Here is a 21,138-nt window from a genome sequence, read left to right as displayed (position 1 = left end):
CTGCAAAGAAAATAAAAAGATATAGTATGAAAAAAGTAATCACATTAATCCTCTTATTTACATCGGTTTTCTTCACAAGCTGTGAAGATGTTGTAGATGTTGAGCTGGATACCGCGCCTCCAAAATTAGTTATCGAAGCGGCCATAAACTGGCAAAAAGGTACAACAGGAAAGCAGCAGGTTATAAAATTAACAACAACTACTGGTTATTTTGAATCGGTAATTCCAACGGTTTCCGGAGCAACTATCTATATTAGGAACAGTAAAAACGTGCAATTTAATTTTACCGAAGTTCCAAAAACGGGACGCTATCTCTGTAATAATTTTGCACCTGAAATTAATGAAACTTATACACTAACCGTTATTAGCGGAGAAAATACCTATACAGCCTCTGAAACTTTAAAATCTGTTGCGCCAATTACGCATATTGAACAAAATAACGAAGGCGGATTTACAGGAAAAGATATCGAAATAAGAGCCTATTATAATGACCCTGCAGATGCAGATAATTTCTATTTATACAAATATGTGTACTCTAATAAAGTTACCTCTAATTTTTATGTTGATGAAGATAAGTTTTTTCAAGGAAATGAATTCTTTAGTGTTTCTGATGATGACGAGCTCAAAGCCGGAGATGAATTAGAAATAACACATTTCGGCATTTCAAAGCAATACTATAATTATATGAATATTTTGGTAAGTATTGCCGGCAGTAATGTTGGCGGGCCTTTTCAATCGCCGCCCGCAACCGTAAAAGGAAACATCATCAATACAACCGATAAAGCAAATTATCCTTTAGGCTATTTTTCGCTTAGCGAAAGTCAAACAAAAAAATTCAAAATAGAATAATAAAACATGGAAGCCAGAATTGAAACTTTAACCGAGAAAAAACTGATCGGACAATACATTGAAATGTCATTTATCGAAAACAAAACATTTCAGTTGTGGAGTAATTTTATGCCAAAACGAAAGCAAATCAAAAATACAATTAACGAGAATTTATATTCGCTTGAAGTGTTTTCTGACGGTCATTTTGATAACTTTGACCCAGGCAAAACATTTCAGAAATGGGCTGCTGTAGAAGTCGGAAATTATGACGAAGTTCCATTAGAAATGGAAACTTTAATTATTCCAGATGGTTTATATGCCGTTTTTATACATTACGGTCCTGCTTCAGAAGGACATAAAACGTATCATACCATCTTTGCAGAATGGCTTCCGAATTCAAAATACACCGTTGACGACAGGCCGCATTTTGCCGTGATGGATCATAAGTACAAAAAAGAAGATCCGGAATCAGAAGAAGAAATCTGGATTCCGATAAAAAACAGAGATTAACCGCTTGTCTACAAATTATTCTTTTTAATCTTCAAATAAAAAACATGTTAATCGAAACACTAAAAATACTTTTTAACAGAGATTTAAATAAACTTAAATTTGAAATTGAATCATATGAATTCGAAAAACAAATTTGGGCTGTAGATAAAAACATTTCAAATTCTGCCGGAAATCTTACACTGCATTTAATTGGAAACATCAATACTTATATTGGAGCTCAAATTGGAAAAACTGGATATATTCGAAATCGTCCTTTAGAATTTTCCTTAAAAGATATTCCAAAATCAGAATTAATCGATAAAATTGAAAATACAATTATCGTTGTAAATGATGTGCTCGATGTTTTAACTGAAGAAGATTTAAGCAACATATATCCTGAGATCGTTTTTGAAAAAGAAATGACAACCGGATTTTTCTTAGTTCACCTTTCGACACATTTAGCCTATCATGTCGGGCAGATAAATTATCATAGAAGATTGCTGGATATATAATATTTAGCCACAGATTTCACAGATTAAAAGGATTAATCATTTGAATCCTTTTAATCTGTGGCAAAAAAATCTAAAATCAACACTCTAAAATCTAAAATTCAAGCCGTACCTTTGCGCTACATTCAAAAAAACTCACATGTCATCACACCACATAGTTCGCGACGATCAGGAACCAGCTTTAATAATTGCAAACGGAGCGGCCTGCGATCCTGAATTATTAGGACAATTGCTAGAATGGTCTCCGCTTGTTATCGTTTTAGATTCGGCTATAGAAAGAGTGATTGAATTAGGCATTAAAGTCGATGTCCTTTTAGGAGATTTTGACCGAGGTTTTGATCCCGAAATTTATAAAACGTCACAATATCCACTTGAAATAGTTCACACTCCGGATCAGGATAAAACCGATTTAGAAAAAGCTTTTGATTATTTAGTTAAAAGAAAAATTCCTGCCGTAAACGTAGTTTGGGCAACCGGAAGACGCGCAGATCATACGATTACCAACTTAACTAATATCGTTCGTTACAGAGATTTACTTAAAATTGTAATTCTTGACGATCACTCAAAAATCTTTTTGCTTCCAACAAAATTCGAAAAATGGTATACTGCCAAAACTCCAATTTCTTTGATTCCGATTGGTGTTGTAAACGGCATTTATTCTACCAATCTAGAATATCCTCTACAAAATGACACTTTAACAATGGGTTACAGAACCGGAAGCAGCAATTCTGTAGCAAAAGATGGTTTGGTTACTATAAACCACACAAACGGTGATTTGTTATTAATGGAATGTTTTGATTAAAGAGCCGAAGGCTCGGTTTATATTGTAGGGCTGGATTTTAATCCGGTTTACGCAAAGATTCTCATTAAATACATCATTCTTCCGGAATTCTGAATCCCAAAAAAGGAATGTGTACCTTTGCATCGAAATAAATCAAAATGAAAGCAGAAAACAATTCCCAAAAAGACAATTTACATCCAAGAAATCTACATCGTTCCCGATATGATTTTGAACTTCTAATTTCAAATTGTCCCGAATTAAAAGCTTTTATTTCCATCAATAAATACGGAATTGAAACTGTTGATTTCGCTAATCCAAATGCGGTAAAAACTTTAAACAAAGCTTTACTGCAAACGTATTATGAAATTCAAAACTGGGATATTCCTAAAAATTATCTTTGTCCGCCAATTCCAGGTCGCGCCGATTACATTCATTATATCGCTGATTTATTAGCCGAAACAAACAACAATCAAATTCCAGAAGGAAATTCTGTTTTAGGGCTAGATATCGGATCAGGTTCAAATTTAATCTATCCGATATTAGGGAATTCAATTTACAACTGGAGTTTTGTTGCGACTGATATTGACAAAAAAGCAATCGAAAACTGCAGCAAAATTATCGAAGCTAATTCAAGATTAATCGATGCAATCAGTTTACAACAACAAACAGAATCCCGATTTATCTTTAAAAATATTATAATTCCCGAAGACCGATTTACATTCACAATGTGTAATCCGCCTTTTCACGCATCGGCAGAAGAAGCGAATAAAAGTACTTCGAGAAAAGTTTCCAATCTAAATCCAAAAGAAAAAAGAAATACAAATCTAGTTTTAAACTTCGGAGGGCAAAATGCTGAATTGTGGTGCAGCGGCGGCGAAATTGGTTTTGTAACCCAAATGATTTATGAAAGTGCAAAATACGCTTCGCAAGTTTTATGGTTTACGACTTTGGTTTCTAAAAAAGAGAATCTTTCTTCGATTTACAAAACTTTGAAAAAAGTAAATGCTTTTGAAGTTAAAACAATTGAAATGTCACAAGGGCAGAAAAATAGTCGTATTGTGGCGTGGAGTTTTTTAAATGATGCAGAGCAAAAATCTTTTAAAATTTAAAATTAATCCTACAAAATAAAATTTATTAATTTTTTATTCTTATATTTGCACCATTAAATAGGTAATTCCTGAGTCAACGTGGCGGTGAAACATCTACCATAAATGTATTCTAAATACATCGTTTTTAGGGGCTATTTTTAAAATACCAAAGGGCTTCTTAGCCCTTTTTTTTATGGCATGAAGATATACATTGATGAAAGTGGCGATTTAGGATGGAAATTTGATAAACCAAACAGATATGGTGGATCAAGTAAATTTATTACAATTACCGGTATCGTTATATCTAATGAAGAAGAAAAATATATTTCTCGCTTTATTTCTGAAATTTATAAAAAATATAACCTAACTCCGAACATAGAGAAAAAAGGAGCTAATTTTCTTCCTGAACATTGTGCTTTTATTACTTCCCAAGTAACTAATAAAATAATTGTCAAGAGCAGTTCATTTAAAATTATTTCAATTACAGTAAATAAATCAAAAGTCTTTGAATCCTTACGAAAGGATAAAAATATCTTTTACAATTATGTACTTGGTTTGTTGCTTAAACCTGAAATCATTAAATATGATAATGTAAAGATTGTTTTAGATAAAAGAACTATAAAAGTTAGTCATGGAGAGAGCTTTCCAGACTACATAAAGACGGAAATCTGGGGAAATGGAATTAATATGGATATTTCGTGTGAATTCTTAGAAAGTACAAATAATAAAATGATCTGGCTTGCAGATTGGTATGCTAATTTTGTATGGAGAAGACATGAAGACAATGAATCAAGTGCTTATGATATTCTAACAAGTTTTTCAAAAGAAAGATTTTTAGAAAAGAAATTGTATTTCTAAAAAATATTAGAGGGAAATTAAATTGAAATCAAAAAAATCTATATCTCTGATTTTCAACCAAACTCTTGATTTTACATTACACTTTTGGTAGGTTTGTTCTAAACAATTAAATATCAAAATCATGGCAGAATATATTGGTTATCTAGCTTCCTTTTTTATTGTTGGAGGATTTTTACTGAAAGATCTTAAAACAATCCGACTCATAAACTTATTCGGCTGTATTTGTTTTGTAATTTACGGCATCTTTTTAAAAGATTACAGAGATTTTAATCAATGGCTTTTACCGATTATTATTCCAAATGCAATTTTATCATTTGTTCAGATATATCATTTGACAGCTAAAAAAGCATAACAGATTGTAATTATGATATTTTAAAACAAAATTCTGATACAGTTTCTGTTTTCTATAATCGTAACTTTAAGTTCAAATTGAACTTATAACCATGTCAAAATTATACTCCAGATTAGCAATTCTCTTATTTTTAGTCACAAGCTGCGCTTCAACCAAAAAAGCAAAATTTGAAGATTATGTTTTTAAAACCAAAAGCGAAGAACAAAAATATGAAACCGCTTATAACAAGGCTTTAAAACTTTGGGATATTCCGTATACCGAAGAAAATATAAAAACAAGTTTTGGAACGGCACATATTATTATCGCCGGGCCAAAAAAAGGAAAAGATTTAGTTTTACTACACGGAATGGATGCCAGCTCAACGATGTGGTATCCTAACATTAAAGTTTTGGCTAAAAATCACCGCATTTATGCTATCGACTTTTTGATGGAACCCAACAAATCTCATTTAACAGCAAAACCACTTTCATCAGAAGAAATTGTCATTTGGTACAACGAAATTTTCGATCATTATAAATTAAAGAAATTTGATATTATCGGCGCTTCCCGAGGCGGCTGGATTGCAACATTATTAGCAACTCAAAAAACCAATTCAATTGACAAAATTGTTTTATTGAGTCCGGCACAGACTTTTAAATTTATAGATAAACCAAGAAAAACATCATCGGCTTTAATGTTAAAACTTTTTCCTAGTGAAAAGAAATTCAGCAAAACATTAAAAACATTTTCTACGCATCCTGAAAAAATTAGTCCTATCTATAACAGGCAATTTTACTTGGCTAATAAATACGCCAAATCAAATTCGAGTATGTTAAAAATGATGCCTTTTTCAGATAAAGAATTAGAATCAATCCATAATCCTGTTTTGGTTTTAATTGGTGATAAAGATGTTATTAATTCTGAAGAAAGTTTAGAGCGTGCACAAAAGCACTTATCCAACAGCAAAACAAAAATCATAAAAGATGCCGGACATTTTTTAACTATCGATCAGCCAAAAATTATAAATGATGCTGTTATTAATTTTTTAGAATAAGATTATTTGCCACGAATTCCACAAATTTCCACGAATTTATTTAATTGGATTATGTAAAATCAATTCGTGGAAATTTGTGGAATTCGTGGCGAACTTGTATCATAAAATGTAGTCCCTACGGGACAATTTCTACAAACGAATATTTGTTTTTCTACCGATATTTAATCTCTACGAGATAATTTTTTTGAATTAATTTTAAGATACAAGTGAAATTTTTCAATCAAATTTAATATCTAAAAGATAATTTTACAATATATAATTTGTCATTAAACATATCTCGTAGAGATTAAATATCGGTAGAAAAAATGATTATCATATTTTAAAATTGTCCCGTAGGGACTATACAAATCACCGGCTTTTTTATCTTTTTTATAGCATTCAAACTTTGTATCTTTACAAAACCAACTTTTCATCAGTAACAAATGAATTTCCAAGTATCTTCAGAATATAGTCCAAAAGGAGACCAGCCGCAAGCCATACAAAAACTCGCACAAGGTGTAGTTGATGGAGAAAAATACCAAACATTATTAGGAGTTACAGGATCTGGTAAAACATTTACAGTAGCCAATGTTATTCAGGAAGTACAGCGTCCTACTATAGTTTTGGCACATAACAAAACTTTGGCTGCGCAGCTGTATTCAGAATTCAAACAATTTTTCCCGAATAATGCGGTTGAATATTTTGTTTCTTACTACGACTATTATCAGCCGGAAGCTTTTATGCCTGTAACAGGAGTTTTTATTGAAAAAGATTTATCTATCAATGAAGAGCTTGAAAAGATGCGTTTAAGCACCACTTCTTCCCTGCTTTCAGGGCGACGTGATGTTTTAGTTGTAGCCTCAGTTTCGTGTTTATACGGTATTGGAAACCCTGTTGAATTTAAAAAGAATGTTATTGAGATTAGCAGGGATCAGGTTATTTCGAGAACAAAATTACTGCACAGTCTTGTACAAAGTTTATACGCCAGAACAGAAGCCGATTTTAATCCGGGAACTTTCAGGATTAAAGGCGACACGGTTGAAATTTATCCAAGTTATGCTGATGACGCTTACAGAGTTCATTTTTTTGGAGATGAAATTGAAGAAATAGAATCTTTTGATGCGAAGACTTCTCAAGTAATTGAAAAATTCAAAAGACTAACTATTTACCCAGCCAATATGTTTGTGACTTCGCCCGAAGTCCTTCAAGGGGCAATTTGGGAAATCCAGCAGGATTTGGTAAAACAAGTAGATTATTTTAAAGAAATAGGTAAGCATTTAGAAGCCAAACGTTTAGAAGAAAGAACCAATTTCGATTTAGAAATGATTCGTGAATTGGGTTATTGCTCCGGAATTGAGAATTACTCCCGTTATCTTGATGGAAGACAAGCCGGAACAAGACCTTTCTGTTTATTAGATTATTTCCCAAATGATTTTTTAATGATTGTTGACGAAAGCCACGTTACGGTTTCGCAGGTTCACGCCATGTACGGAGGCGACCGCAGCCGTAAAGAAAATCTGGTTGAATATGGTTTCCGTTTACCAGCTGCAATGGACAACAGACCTTTGAAATTTGAAGAGTTTGAAGCCATACAGAATCAGGTAATTTATGTTTCGGCAACGCCTGCAGATTATGAATTACAGAAATCTGATGGTATTTATGTCGAGCAGATTATTCGTCCAACGGGATTATTAGATCCGGTTATTGAAGTGCGTCCAAGTTTAAATCAAATTGATGATTTGATTGAAGAAATTCAGGTTCGCTGCGAATTAGACGAAAGAGTTTTGGTGACAACTTTGACTAAAAGAATGGCCGAAGAATTGGCCAAATACTTAACTAAAGTAAGCATCCGATGCCGTTATATCCACTCTGAAGTGGATACTTTAGAACGTATCGAAATCATGCAGGATTTACGAAAAGGTATTTTTGATGTTTTAATTGGAGTAAACTTACTTCGTGAAGGTTTGGATTTACCCGAAGTTTCGCTTGTAGCAATTCTTGACGCCGATAAAGAAGGCTTCTTAAGAAATTATCGTTCTTTAACCCAAACTATTGGTCGTGCGGCAAGAAACTTAAACGGTAAAGCGATTATGTATGCCGATAAAGTTACGGCGAGTATGCAGCGAACAATCGACGAAACCAATTACAGAAGAACAAAACAAATCAATTTTAATGTCGAAAATAATATAACGCCACAGGCATTAAACAAAAAAATAGATAGTGCTTTTACCAAAAATCCTTTAGTCGAATACGAATTAGGTCATACTTTATCAATTGCTGCAGAACCTGAAACGGCTTATATGTCTAAAGCTGATCTTGAAAAAATGATTCGTGAGAAACGAAAATCAATGGAAAAAGCAGCTAAGGAATTAGACTTTATGCAGGCTGCAAAACTGCGTGACGATATCAAAAAACTACAGGAACAATTACCTTAATTGTGTTGTTCCTGAAAAACTCTTAATAAAACTTTAGGCTCTATCATGGCGTTTGGAGCCTTTTTCATTAAATCTAAAATGCGTTTTACTGCACCTGGGTTCAATCCCATTTCAATTGCAATCTGTTGAATGCCTACTGCCTCTTTTTCATGTAAAATTCCATCGCAGTGCATGATTAAAGCCAATCTGTAAAACTGCTGAATGCGCTGAAATTCTGATTTTACAACAACTGGTTTCGTTTCCTGATGAAATAAATCATGAAAAACATCAAAATCAATCTTTAATTCCTGAGCAACATGCCATATAAAATCATACTCTCTTTTATGCAATTGCCCATCAACTGTAGAAAAGGCGATCAATTCTAAAAGTAAACTTTTCTTTTGTGCTTCGGTATTCATCAATTTATTATTTTTAGCTAAAATATTGCTTTTAAATTAAAAATACAAAATCTAATGATGAGGGGATTTTTCATATTTATATTTCTTTGGATGATTTCCGGAAATGCCCAAAGTACAGCTTCAAAAAATGTATCAACTTTCGAAATTGATGCACCTCAATTAAAGACCAAAAAGAAAATTTGGATTTATCTTCCTGAAAATTATTCGGCTTCAGCCAAAAAATATAGTGTGATTTACATGCACGACGCTCAGAACTTATTTGATGCTAAAACTTCATATGTGGGCGAATGGAATGTCGACGAAAAACTAGACAGTTTAAAAGCGCAGGTAATTGTTGTTGGGATTGAACACGGAAATGAAAAACGTATCGAAGAATTAACGCCTTTTAAAAACGAAAAATATGGCGGTGGAAATGCTGATAATTATTTAGAATTTATCGTAAAAACATTGAAACCTTATATCGATAAAAACTACAGAACCAAAACAAAAGCTAAGAATACAATCATTTTTGGAAGTTCATTGGGAGGTTTGGTTTCTTATTACGGAGCTTTAAAATATCCCGAAGTATTTGGCAAAGCGGGAGTTTTTTCGCCTTCGTTTTGGTACACAAACGATATTTTCACTTTTACAGAAAAGATACCAAAAATTAAAACCAAATTTTACTTTTTATGTGGCGATAAAGAAGATAAAAATATGGTGAAAGACATGACCAAAATGGAAAAATTATTAGACACAAAGCGTTGTTACTGTCTTCATCTGACCAAATCTAAAATTGTAAAAGGCGGCGAACATAATGAAAAATTGTGGCGGGACGGTTTTGTAAAAGCGGTTCTTTGGCTTAATTATTGAAGAAAAACATAAAAAAAATAGCACAAAAATCATGAAACTAATTTTAAGAGAATATAACCTAAAACTAAAACATACTTTCACGATTTCAAGAGAATCAATTGATTTTCAGCCTTCGCTGATTGTTGAACTTCAGAGTGATGGCTTTTCGGGTTTTGGAGAAGCAACTTCAAATCCGTATTACAAAACAACAGTTCCAATGATGATGCAGGATTTAGAAAAAATCAGAAGCATTATTGAAAATACTGAAGATGAAACTCCAGATACATTTTGGACAAAAATCCATCCGTATTTAAAAGAGGATATGTTTGCACTTTGCGCTTTAGATTTGGCTTATAATGATTTGTACGCCCGTAAAAAAGGCAAAAAATTATACGAATTATGGAATTACACAACCGAAAGAAATCCGCTTACGGATTACACAATTGGAATTGCTTCTATTGAAAAAATGGTTTCAAAAATGCAGGAACTTCCCTGGCCTATTTATAAAATTAAATTAGGTACCAAAGAAGATATTGCTATTGTAAAAGAACTTAGAAAACACACCAATGCCATTTTTAGAATTGATGCCAACTGCGGCTGGGGTGTTGAGGAAACAATTAATAATGCCATTGAATTAAAAAAACTGGGCGTTGAGTTTTTAGAACAACCTATGAAAGCAGATAATTGGGAATCACATAAAGAAGTTTTTAAACATTCTGTTCTTCCTGTAATTGCTGATGAAAGTTGTATTATTGAAGAAGATGTGGCTAAATGCCACAATCATTTTCACGGAGTAAATGTCAAATTGGTAAAATGCGGCGGTTTAACTCCCGGCAAAAGAATGATTGAAGAAGCTAAAAAATTGGGATTAAAAACAATGGTAGGCTGTATGACCGAATCTACTGTTGGAATCTCTGCAATTGCCCATTTATTACCTCAGCTTGATTATGTTGATATGGATGGCGCATTACTTTTGGCACAAGATATTGCAACTGGAGTAACCATAAAAAATGGCGCTGTGAGTTATTCTGAACTTAACGGAACCGGAGTTACACTTCTATAAAAATGATAGTAGAAAAATTTCCCGATCGAATTATTGAAATTGACCAAGAACAATATTTGTATTTTGGCGGAACTGCTTATTTAGGATTGCCAACTAACAAAAATTTTCAGGATTTGGTTGTTAAGAACATTCTTAATTGGGGAACAACTTACGGGAGTTCCAGAACAGCCAATATCAAATTAAAGGCTTATGATAAAGGCGAAAAGTTTTTAGCAACTCATATAGGTTCAGAAAGTACGGTTACCGTTTCCTCAGGAATGCTGGCCGGAAAATTGGTGATAGATTTAATGAAAAAGCAGACCCATTGTTTTTTTCATTTTAATGATACGCATAATGCAATCAGCATTGAAAATAGTCTTCCGTTATTCCTAAATGGCAAATTAAATGAGCGTTTATTAGACTCTAAACGGGAGAAAATAACGATTCTTACCGATGGTGTTCCTACTTTTGAAACAAAGCCTGTTGATTTATCTTTTTTAGAACAAATTCCAACTCATAAAGAAGTTACTTTAATTTTAGATGAATCTCATTCTTTTGGGATTTTAGGCAAAAATGGAGCAGGAATTTACGCTTCAGTTGATTTCCCTCTCAAAAGAAAAATTATGGTTTCTTCTCTGGGAAAAGCTTTCGGTTTAACCGGAGGAGTAATTGCTGGCGATCTTGATTTTATCAATGAAATAAAAGAAATGGAAACTTTTACAAGTGCAGCTGGAATGAACCCTGCTTTTGTGCAAACTCTTTCTGATGCTGCAGAAATTTATACTTTGCAGCACATCAAACTACTGGATAATTTAAAGTATGTGGATTCGATTTTAGTCAAAAACAACAATATTAAATTTGATAAGAACTATCCTTTGATTTATCTTTTATCAAAGGAATTAGTAGAAAAATTAAAAAACGAAAAGATTATTATTGCCAGTTTTAAATATACCAAAAACGCTGAACCCTTAAATAGAATTGTAATTACAGCCAATCATCTCAAAGAAGATTTAGAAAAACTTGCTGCAGTTTTGAATTCATAGCATTATTAAGGTTGCCACGAATTACACGAATTTCCACGAATTTTTTTGCCACAGATTGAAAGGATTATGAGGATTTATAAATTGCTTAAGAAAATCATTAAAATCTTTTTAATCTGTGGCAAAAAACATAAAAAGTAATTCGTGAAAATTCGTGTAATTCGTGGCAGAAAAAATAAATACTCCGAATTGTTTTTAAACCGTACCTTTGCAAAAAATAAACGATGACAAATAACGATATACTTAAAAAACTTCGCGTGGCTTTAATGCTCCGTGATGACCAAATAGTTGAGATTTTAGAATTAGTAGATTTTAGAATTTCAAAATCAGAATTAGGTGCTTTTTTCAGAGCCGAAGACCATGAAAATTATATGGAATGCGGTGATCAGGTTTTAAGAAACTTCTTAAACGGATTGGTTATTCATTTAAGAGGAACTAAAGAAAACCCTAAAAACCCAACAGATGTTTTAGCAAAACATAAAGCAGAGATTCCGAAGAAAGAAACTTCTAAAGAAAGACCTGAATTTAAAGCTGCTCCAAAAGATTCTGAAAGAGGAAGAGGTGATCAAAGTCCATCAAAGTCAGGTTCAGCAGCGGGAAAAACTAAAAAGAAATCATTCCCAAAAGGAAATGGAAAAACATCTGTTGTAGAAAAAGTGGTTTACAAAAACGGTAAGAATAAGAAATAATTCAACCGCAAAGAATGCAAGGATTTACGCAAAGTTCGCTAATATTTTTTAGCCACAGATTAAAAAGATTAACACAGATTTTTAAAATCCTTCTAATCTTTTTAATCTGTGGCTATATTTTTAATTGGAGTTTTTTTACGCAGAATTATCGTAGAGACGCACAGCAGTGCGTCTACGTCTCGGGAATCCACAATGGTAAATACGTTGTGTAGACGCACTGCTGTGCATCTCTACGATATACTTTGTCTTAAAAAATATTCTCAAACGGAATATTTTTTGGCATAATTACAAAAAAATCTCTCCGAATATCAAAGGGATCTTTTATTACACATCATTCATCGTAGAGATGCACAGCAGTGCGTCTAACGTCTCGTGAATCCATAATGAGAAATACTTTGCGTAGACGCACTGCTGTGCGTCTCTACAATATACTTTGTCTTAAAAAATATTCTCAAACGAAATGTTTTTGGTATAATTACAAAAAAATCCCTCCGATATCAAAGGGATCTTTTATTACACATCATTCATCGTAGAGACGCACAGCAGTGCGTCTACGCAACGTAACCGATATGGATTTCCGAGACGTTAGACGCACTGCTGTGCGTCTCTACGATTATACATGCGACTAAATGCTGTAAACAAAAAAATCCCTTCGAATACCGAAGGGATTTTCTATATAAATTGATTTCTTATTTAATTAAGAAAGAGCAGCTTTAACCTGATCAGCAGCTTCTTGGAATTGAACAGCTGATAAAATTGGCATACCAGAATTATCAATCAATTCTTTTGCAATTTCAGCATTTGTTCCTTGCAAACGAACAATGATTGGCACTTTAATAGCGTCACCCATGTTTTTGTAAGCATCAACAACACCTTGAGCAACACGGTCACAACGAACGATTCCTCCAAAGATGTTAATTAAAATAGCTTTTACGTTTGGATCTTTCAAGATAATTCTGAAAGCAGTTTCAACACGTTTTGCATCAGCAGTTCCTCCTACGTCAAGGAAGTTAGCAGGCTCAAAACCAGCATATTTAATTAAATCCATAGTTGCCATTGCAAGACCTGCTCCATTTACCATACATCCTACAGTACCGTCAAGGTCAACATAGTTCAAACCTACTTCTTTAGCTTCAACTTCGATTGGATTCTCCTCACGGATATCTCTCATCTCAGCATATTTAGCTTGTCTGTATAAAGCGTTATCGTCGATATTAACTTTAGCATCAACAGCTAAGATTTTGTTATCAGATGTTTTTAAAACCGGGTTGATTTCAAACATAGAAGCATCAGAACCAATGTAAGCATTGTATAATGCATCGATGAATTTTACCATTTCTTTGAAAGCATTTCCAGAAAGACCTAAGTTAAAGGCAATTCTTCTTGCTTGAAAACCTTGTAAACCTACAGAAGGATCAACTTCTTCAGTAAAGATTAAGTGAGGAGTATGCTCAGCAACTTCTTCAATATCCATTCCACCTTCAGTAGAATACATGATCATGTTGCGTCCTGTACCTCTATTCAATAAAACAGAAACATAAAACTCAGAAGTTTCACTTTCACCAGGATAGTAAACATCTTCAGCAACTAAAATTTTGTTTACTTTTTTACCTTCAGGCGGAGTCTGAGGTGTGATCAATTGCATTCCGATGATTTGTTCTGCTAACTCTTCAACTTGCTGTAAGTTTTTTGCCAGCTTAACTCCACCACCTTTTCCACGACCACCTGCGTGAATTTGTGCTTTTATTACGTGCCATCCTGTACCAGTTTCGGCAGTTAATTGTTTTGCAGCAGCTACAGCTTCAACCGCATTGTTAGCCACAATTCCGCGTTGAGTGCGTACTCCGTAACTTGCTAAAATTTCTTTTCCTTGATATTCGTGTATGTTCATAATATAGAATTTGTCTGGTTCTGAATTTAGTTCAGAATAAAAGTCGGACAAAAGTAACAAAATACAACTTAAAAGTAAAATCTTTTTCTATTAAAAAATGACACTTATAGGTATTAAACGTTTATTCTTTCATAACGCAAAGAAATAGTTAACTAAACGATTTATTAAAGTTAACTCAAAACCACTAAAACGTTTGATATTTAACAAAAACATCACCGTATTTATTAGTCTTGAGACGATTTTTCTTAATATATTTTAATTTGGATTATCATTTTATCATTTCGCAATGGTTAATATAATATTATTATCAATTAAGAAGCCTTTTTCTAATATTACAACAAAAATGTAAGCGAAAGTATAATTTCACTACATTATGTTTAACGAAATCTTTATTTTTGTAGAAAAAATATCAAGAATGAAAGTTAAAGAACAAGGGCTTTATCTGCCTGAATTTGAACACGACAATTGTGGTGCAGGATTTATTTGTAATTTGAATGGTATTAAATCAAATGATATTATTCATAAAGCATTAGACATCTTAATTAAATTGGAACATCGTGGTGCCGTTAGTTCTGATGGAAGAACTGGAGACGGGGCGGGAATATTATTTGATATCCCTCATGATTTTTTTAAGAAGGTTTGTGACTTTGAAATCCCAGAAACGCGTGAGTATGCAGTAGGAATGGTTTTTTTACCAAAAAGCAAAAACCAGGTATCTTTTTGTATCAATGCATTTGAATCAACTATTAAAGATCAAAATTTAAAGATCTTAGGTTGGAGAGATGTACCTGTTGACGTTGAAAATTTAGGGCAGATCGCCGCAGAAAAAGAACCATCAGTTAAACAAGTTTTCGTTTCTAAAAATGGACAAGATTTAACTGAACAAGAATTTAATGCAAAACTTTTTGCAGCTAGAAAAATTGCTGAACATGCCGTAAGAGGATCTAAAACCTCAGAAAGCCACATGTTTTATTTTACTAGTTTATCGACAACTACTATAATATATAAAGGTCTATTGATGCCGGAAGACATCAGCCGTTATTATATAGATTTGAAAGATCCAGACTTGGTGACTCGTTTAGCGCTTGTACACCAGCGTTTCTCTACAAATACATTCCCTTCTTGGGACTTAGCTCAACCGTTTAGATACATGTGTCATAATGGTGAGATCAACACACTTCGTGGAAACGTAAGCCGTATGCGTGCTCGTGAAGAGCTTATGCAGAGCAAAGTTTTTGGCGATGATATCAAAAAATTATTCCCAATTATCTTAGAAGGAAAATCAGATTCTGCTTCTATGGATATGGTGGTTGAACTTTTATTAATGACAGGTCGTTCATTGCCAGAAGCGATGATGATGGTTGTTCCTGAAGCTTGGGAAAAACACCAGACAATGTCTCCTGAAAAAAGAGCTTTCTACGAGTTCAACGCTTGTATTATGGAGCCTTGGGATGGTCCAGCTTCTATTCCGTTTACAGATGGAAACGTAATTGGAGCTTTACTAGACAGAAACGGTTTACGTCCTTCTCGTTATACATTAACACATAGTGGATTCGTAATCATGTCATCAGAAATTGGTGTACTAGATATCGATCCAGAAGATGTAATTCAGCATGGTCGTTTAGAGCCAGGAAAAATGTTCTTGGTTGATATGAACGAAGGCCGTATTATTGAAGACGAAGAAGTTAAAAAAGCAATCGTTACAAAACGTCCATACCAGGAATGGCTGGATGCTAACTTATTGCCTTTAGCAAAAGTTCCTTATACCAATAACCCTACTCCGGTTGAGAAATTAGATTTCCAGACAAGACAGCGATTATTTGGATATACAATTGAAGATTTAAAAACAATCATCAACCCAATGGGAGGTCAAGGAGCTGAAGCGATCAGTTCTATGGGTAACGATACGCCTTTGGCAGTATTATCAGACCAGCCTCAATTGTTGTACAACTATTTCAAACAATTGTTTGCTCAGGTTACCAACCCGCCTTTGGATGGTATTCGTGAAGAAATCATTACCGATATTAGTTTAGCTGTTGGAGGAGATTTCAATATTTTTGAAATTGAATCTAAACAGTGTAAAAAATTAAAAATCCAAAATCCGGTTATCTCTAACGAGGATTTAGATAAAATTAGAAACATTGATCACGTAGATTTCAAATCGGCTACAATTTCTACTTTATATAAAATAGAGAAAGGAGTTAACGGTTTAGAGCGTGCACTTGAAAAATGTGTTCAGGCAACTTTCAAAGCTGTAAATGAAGGATGTAATGTTATCATTCTTTCTGATAGAGGCGTAAGTGAAGAATTAGCTCCAATTCCTATGTTATTGGCTTGTTCTTACATTCACCACTCTTTGAACATTTTACAGGTTCGTTCTAAATTCGGAATCATAATCGAATCTGCAGAGCCTCGTGAACCTCATCATTTTGCTTTATTATTTGGATACGGTGCAAGTGCGATCAATCCTTACATGGTAAACGAAATCATTCACGATCAGGTTGCACAAGGTTTCATTACCGGAGTAAAAGCTGATTATGCTGTTGTAAACTATAACAAAGCGATTGCAAAAGGAATCGTTAAAATCATGAACAAAATTGGTATCTCTACATTACATTCATACAGAGCTGCTCAGATTTTCGAGATTTTAGGTTTAAACAAAACATTTACTTCTAAATACTTCCCTTACACTCCATCAAGAATTGAAGGTATTGGTTTAATGGAAGTAGAAAAAGAAGTGAAAAAACGTTTCCAAAAAGCATTCCCGAATTCAAAAGTGGCAAGTTTGCTTTCTTTAGAAATTGGAGGTATTTACAGATGGAGACGCGGCGGTGAAAAACACATGTTTAACCCAACCACTATTTCTAAATTACAACAAGCGGTTCGTTTAAACAGCCCTGAAAGTTATAAAGAATACTCAAATGCCGTTAATGAGCAAAGCTCGAACTTAATGACTATTAGAGGTTTATTTGAATTCAACAACTTAGATCCAATTTCTATTGATGAAGTAGAACCTTGGACAGAAATTGTAAAGAAATTCAAAACGGGTGCAATGTCTTACGGATCTATTTCTAGAGAAGCACACGAGAATTTAGCGATTGCAATGAACAGAATTGGCGGAAAAAGTAACTCTGGAGAAGGTGGAGAAGATCCAAAACGTTTCCAGAAAGAAATTAACGGAGATTCTAGAAACAGTGCAATTAAACAAGTTGCTTCGGGACGTTTTGGTGTTTCGATCAACTATTTGACAAACGCTAAAGAAATCCAGATTAAAATGGCTCAAGGTGCGAAACCTGGTGAAGGTGGACAATTACCTGGAGAAAAAGTGGTGCCTTGGATTGCTGAAACAAGAAACTCTACACCTTATGTAGGTTTGATTTCGCCTCCTCCTCACCACGATATTTACTCAATTGAGGATTTATCTCAGTTGATTTACGATTTGAAAAATGCAAACCGTGAAGCGCGTGTAAACGTAAAATTAGTTTCTGAAGTTGGAGTTGGGACCATCGCTGCCGGTGTTGCCAAAGCAAAAGCTGACGTTATCTTAATTTCTGGTTATGACGGAGGAACGGGAGCTGCACCATTAACATCTTTACAGCACACAGGTATTCCATGGGAACTTGGTTTAGCTGAAGCTCAGCAAACTTTGATCTTAAACGATTTAAGAAGCCGTGTAGTTTTAGAATGTGACGGACAATTAAAAACAGGTCGTGACGTTGCAATCGCAGCTTTATTAGGAGCTGAGGAATTTGGTTTTGCAACTGCACCGCTTGTAGCTTCTGGATGCATCATGATGAGAGCTTGTCACTTAAATACGTGTCCGGTTGGTATTGCAACTCAGGATCCTGAATTGAGAAAAAATTTCAAAGGAACTCCAGAGCACGTAATCAACTTTATGTATTTTATTGCTGAAGAGTTAAGAGAAATCATGGCTCAACTAGGTTTCAGAACTTTAAAAGAAATGGTTGGTCAGTCACAAAAATTAAATGTGAACAAAGCGATCAAACATTACAAAGCAAATGGTTTAGATTTATCACCAATTCTATACAAACCGGAAAAAGCGAAAACACAACCAAATCACAATACAACGCAACAAGATCACCAACTTGAAAATGTATTAGATTTTGACATTATTAAAGAAGCGATTCCGTCTATTTATAGAAAAGAAAAAACAAGAGTAACATTTAAAATTAAAAATACAGACCGTTCTGTAGGTGCGATTTTGAGTAATGAAATCTCAAAAATCTACGGCGCACAAGGATTACCTGATGACACTATTTTAGTTGATTTTGAAGGTTCTGCCGGACAAAGTTTTGGTGCTTTTGCAACAAACGGATTGTCATTTAAAATTCACGGAAACTGTAATGATTATTTAGGAAAAGGTCTTTCTGGAGGAAAACTAATTGTAAAAGTACCTCCTACTGCAACTTTCAAACCTGAAGAAAATATCATTATTGGAAACGTTGCCCTTTACGGAGCTATTACCGGAGAGGCTTATATTAATGGAATGGCCGGAGAGCGTTTCTGTGTTAGAAATTCTGGAGCAACAGCAGTTGTTGAAGGAATTGGAGATCACGGATGCGAGTATATGACCGGTGGTACAGTAGTAGTTTTAGGAAAAACAGGAAGAAACTTCGCAGCTGGTATGAGCGGTGGTGTAGCTTATGTTTACGATCCAAATAAGAAATTCGACTCAACAGTTTGTAACATGGAAATGGTTGCATTCGACCCTATGGAAGAAGAAGATCTTACAAAACTAAGACGATTGATCAAAAATCATTCATTGTACACAAGCAGTCCATTAGCAAAAAGAATTTTAGCAGACTGGGAAAATCAACAAAAGCACTTCGTAAAAGTGATGCCAACTGATTACAAAAAAGCATTACAAAGAATTGCAGAAGAGAAAAAAATAGAAGAATTAATAGCTGGATAAAAATCAATTTCAAAAAATAAAATTCCAAATTCCAATGGCAATATCAATGCCTATAGTAATAAAAAATTGGAATTTGGAATTTAAAGAAATTGGAATTTAATTTAAAATGTCATGGGTAAAATAGGCGGATTTAAAGAATATAACAGAGCCGACGAAAGTAATTTAGCAGTAGCAGAACGTGTTTCTAACTACAACGAATTTACTATTCCGTTAGCAAAAGATAAAGTAAAAGAACAAGGTTCAAGATGTATGGATTGTGGTATTCCTTTTTGCCACAGTGGTTGTCCGTTAGGAAATTTAATTCCTGACTTCAACGACATGGTACATCAGGAAGAATGGCAAAGCGCATTAGAGATTTTACAATCGACTAATAACTTTCCGGAATTTACAGGACGCTTATGCCCTGCTCCATGCGAAAAAGCATGTGTATTAGGAATCATCAAAGATCCTGTATCAATCGAAAACATCGAGAAAAACATTGTTGAAATTGGTTTTGCCGAAGGTTGGATCAAACCTCAGCCACCAAAAAAGAGAACAGGAAAAACGGTTGCCGTTATTGGTTCAGGACCTGCGGGACTTGCAGCTGCACAGCAATTAAACAGAGCCGGACACACGGTTACGGTTTTTGAAAGGGACAATGCAATTGGAGGTTTATTACGTTACGGAATTCCTAATTTCAAATTAGAAAAAGGAATTATCGACAGACGTGTAGCCATTCTTGAAGCAGAAGGAATCACTTTCAAAACTGATGTAAACGTTGGTGTAAACTTTAGCGTAGCAGAATTAAACACTTTCGATTCTATCGTTTTATGCGGAGGAGCAACAGAAAGAAGAAGTTTGCCAACTAAAGGAATCGAAAGCAAAGGCGTTGTTCAGGCAATGGATTTCTTAACACAACAAACTAAAGTTTTATACGGAGAATTAATTCCGGACCAAATTAAAGCAACTGGAAAAGATGTAATCGTTATTGGTGGTGGAGATACTGGTTCAGATTGTATTGGAACTTCAAACAGACACGGAGCAAAATCGGTAACTAACTTTGAGATTTTACCAAAACCTCCAGTTGGAAGAAGCGAGTCAACTCCATGGCCTTTCTGGCCGCTGCAATTAAAGACATCGTCTTCTCACGAAGAAGGCTGCGACAGAAACTGGTTAATCAATACTAAAGAATTTATTTCTAACGATAAAGGAGAATTAACCGGATTAAAAACCGTTGAAGTGCAATGGAAAATGACTCCGGGTCAGCGTCCTGAATTAATCGAAAAAGAAGGTTCTGAGAAAATCTGGCCTTGCGATTTAGCTTTATTAGCTCTTGGATTTACTGGTCCTGAGAAAACATTAAGCGAGCAATTAGGTCTTGAATTAGATTTTAGAAGCAACTATAAAGCACATAATTATCAAACAAACGTACCTCACATTTTCACAGCTGGTGATATGAGAAGAGGACAGTCATTAATCGTGTGGGCTATTTCAGAAGGTCGCGAAGCAGCAAGAGAGGTAGATTTGTTCTTAATGGGCTCTACCAACCTGCCTACTAAAGGAAGAGGAGATTTACCGAGTCTATAATTTTTTATAGATTCTAAGATACTGAGATGCTAAGTTTTTTTCCTTGCATTTTATTTAATCTTCATTCCAATAAACAACATAACTACTTACAAACCCTTGAATTTTTATTCAGGGGTTTTGTTTTTTAGCCACCGATTTGCTTCGCCTGTTCGCTATCGCTCGAGTCACAGATTAAAAGGATTTTTTTTTGTTTGCCACGAATTTCCACGAATTTCTATTTTTTGGCCGATTTCTATTTCAAACATAGCCCGTGGTTTCAACCACGGGGACATAATATATGATTACGCCCAATTCATAACGTTTCCGTGGTTGAAACCACGGGCTATGCTTTAAGCATTTTGAGGAAATTAAAAAAAATAGTGATAATTCGTGTAATTCGTGGCAAACAAAATAATCTGTG

The 21,138-nt window shown here is 34.2% G+C and carries 17 protein-coding genes; 15 read left to right on the top strand and 2 right to left on the bottom strand.

All coding sequences use genetic code 11. The annotated features are described in order from the left end of the window. Positions 1–26 precede the first annotated feature (26 nt). From BUE10_RS17965 to uvrB, 9 genes are all read left to right on the top strand, one after another. Positions 27–848, top strand: a complete 822-nt coding sequence (locus tag BUE10_RS17965) for a DUF4249 domain-containing protein (protein WP_073487321.1) — start codon at positions 27–29, stop codon at positions 846–848. Positions 849–854: 6 nt separating this feature from the next. Further along, entirely contained in the window at positions 855–1,337 is a 483-nt protein-coding gene (locus tag BUE10_RS17960) for a GyrI-like domain-containing protein (RefSeq protein ID WP_073487320.1), read from the top strand. Positions 1,338–1,381: 44 nt separating this feature from the next. Next, the gene (locus tag BUE10_RS17955) at positions 1,382–1,828 is read left to right on the top strand and encodes a DinB family protein (protein ID WP_073487318.1); all 447 of its coding nucleotides are present in this window, start codon (positions 1,382–1,384) and stop codon (positions 1,826–1,828) included. A gap of 136 nt (positions 1,829–1,964) precedes the next feature. Further along, positions 1,965–2,627: a thiamine diphosphokinase gene (locus tag BUE10_RS17950; RefSeq protein ID WP_073487316.1), complete on the top strand. Its 663-nt coding sequence runs from the start codon at positions 1,965–1,967 to the stop codon at positions 2,625–2,627. Positions 2,628–2,764: 137 nt separating this feature from the next. Further along, a complete protein-coding gene (rlmF, locus tag BUE10_RS17945; RefSeq protein WP_073487314.1) occupies positions 2,765–3,715 on the top strand; it encodes a 23S rRNA (adenine(1618)-N(6))-methyltransferase RlmF in 951 nt (316 codons plus the stop codon). Positions 3,716–3,892: 177 nt separating this feature from the next. After that, complete coding sequence (locus BUE10_RS17940) at positions 3,893–4,552, top strand: DUF3800 domain-containing protein (RefSeq protein WP_073487313.1); 660 nt, start codon at positions 3,893–3,895, stop codon at positions 4,550–4,552. A 121-nt stretch (positions 4,553–4,673) separates the two neighbouring features. Next, complete coding sequence (locus tag BUE10_RS17935; RefSeq protein ID WP_073487311.1) at positions 4,674–4,904, top strand: uroporphyrinogen decarboxylase; 231 nt, start codon at positions 4,674–4,676, stop codon at positions 4,902–4,904. 91 nt (positions 4,905–4,995) lie between these two features. Beyond that, on the top strand, positions 4,996–5,937 hold the full coding sequence (locus BUE10_RS17930; protein ID WP_073487309.1) for an alpha/beta fold hydrolase: 942 nt from the start codon (positions 4,996–4,998) through the stop codon (positions 5,935–5,937). A gap of 422 nt (positions 5,938–6,359) precedes the next feature. Then, complete coding sequence (gene uvrB, locus BUE10_RS17925; RefSeq protein ID WP_073487307.1) at positions 6,360–8,351, top strand: excinuclease ABC subunit UvrB; 1,992 nt, start codon at positions 6,360–6,362, stop codon at positions 8,349–8,351. On the opposite strand, the gene BUE10_RS17920 is transcribed toward uvrB, so the two are convergent. Beyond that, positions 8,348–8,749 (bottom strand): excinuclease ABC subunit B, encoded by a 402-nt coding sequence (locus tag BUE10_RS17920; RefSeq protein WP_073487305.1) that lies wholly within the window; start codon positions 8,747–8,749, stop codon positions 8,348–8,350. The genes uvrB and BUE10_RS17920 overlap by 4 nt on opposite strands. 57 nt (positions 8,750–8,806) lie before the next feature. Here BUE10_RS17920 and BUE10_RS17915 point away from each other — a divergent pair, with 57 nt between their 5' ends. The 4 genes from BUE10_RS17915 to BUE10_RS17900 all read left to right on the top strand — a co-directional run bounded on the left by BUE10_RS17915 (position 8,807) and on the right by BUE10_RS17900 (position 12,348). After that, positions 8,807–9,598 (top strand): alpha/beta hydrolase, encoded by a 792-nt coding sequence (locus BUE10_RS17915; protein WP_369826691.1) that lies wholly within the window; start codon positions 8,807–8,809, stop codon positions 9,596–9,598. Positions 9,599–9,629: 31 nt separating this feature from the next. Next, positions 9,630–10,640, top strand: a complete 1,011-nt coding sequence (locus tag BUE10_RS17910) for a dipeptide epimerase (RefSeq protein WP_073487301.1) — start codon at positions 9,630–9,632, stop codon at positions 10,638–10,640. Positions 10,641–10,642: 2 nt separating this feature from the next. After that, positions 10,643–11,662, top strand: a complete 1,020-nt coding sequence (locus BUE10_RS17905; RefSeq protein WP_073487299.1) for an aminotransferase class I/II-fold pyridoxal phosphate-dependent enzyme — start codon at positions 10,643–10,645, stop codon at positions 11,660–11,662. A gap of 221 nt (positions 11,663–11,883) precedes the next feature. Further along, the gene (locus tag BUE10_RS17900; protein ID WP_073487298.1) at positions 11,884–12,348 is read left to right on the top strand and encodes a DUF1456 family protein; all 465 of its coding nucleotides are present in this window, start codon (positions 11,884–11,886) and stop codon (positions 12,346–12,348) included. A gap of 697 nt (positions 12,349–13,045) precedes the next feature. Here BUE10_RS17900 and sucC read toward each other — a convergent pair. Then, positions 13,046–14,239 (bottom strand): ADP-forming succinate--CoA ligase subunit beta, encoded by a 1,194-nt coding sequence (gene sucC / locus BUE10_RS17895; protein WP_073487296.1) that lies wholly within the window; start codon positions 14,237–14,239, stop codon positions 13,046–13,048. Between the two features lie 415 nt (positions 14,240–14,654). Between sucC and gltB the strand changes: the two genes are divergently transcribed. Together gltB and BUE10_RS17885 are read left to right on the top strand one after the other, a co-directional pair. Further along, complete coding sequence (gltB, locus tag BUE10_RS17890) at positions 14,655–19,172, top strand: glutamate synthase large subunit (RefSeq protein WP_073487294.1); 4,518 nt, start codon at positions 14,655–14,657, stop codon at positions 19,170–19,172. A 111-nt stretch (positions 19,173–19,283) separates the two neighbouring features. After that, entirely contained in the window at positions 19,284–20,738 is a 1,455-nt protein-coding gene (locus tag BUE10_RS17885) for a glutamate synthase subunit beta (RefSeq protein WP_073487292.1), read from the top strand. The last annotated feature ends 400 nt before the right edge of the window (positions 20,739–21,138 follow it).

It is taken from the genome of Flavobacterium sp. CF108 (assembly GCF_900129795.1).
Taxonomy (GTDB): domain Bacteria; phylum Bacteroidota; class Bacteroidia; order Flavobacteriales; family Flavobacteriaceae; genus Flavobacterium.
The sequence above is the reverse complement of the archived record's forward strand: the minus strand, read 5'-3'. Positions and strand labels throughout refer to the sequence as shown.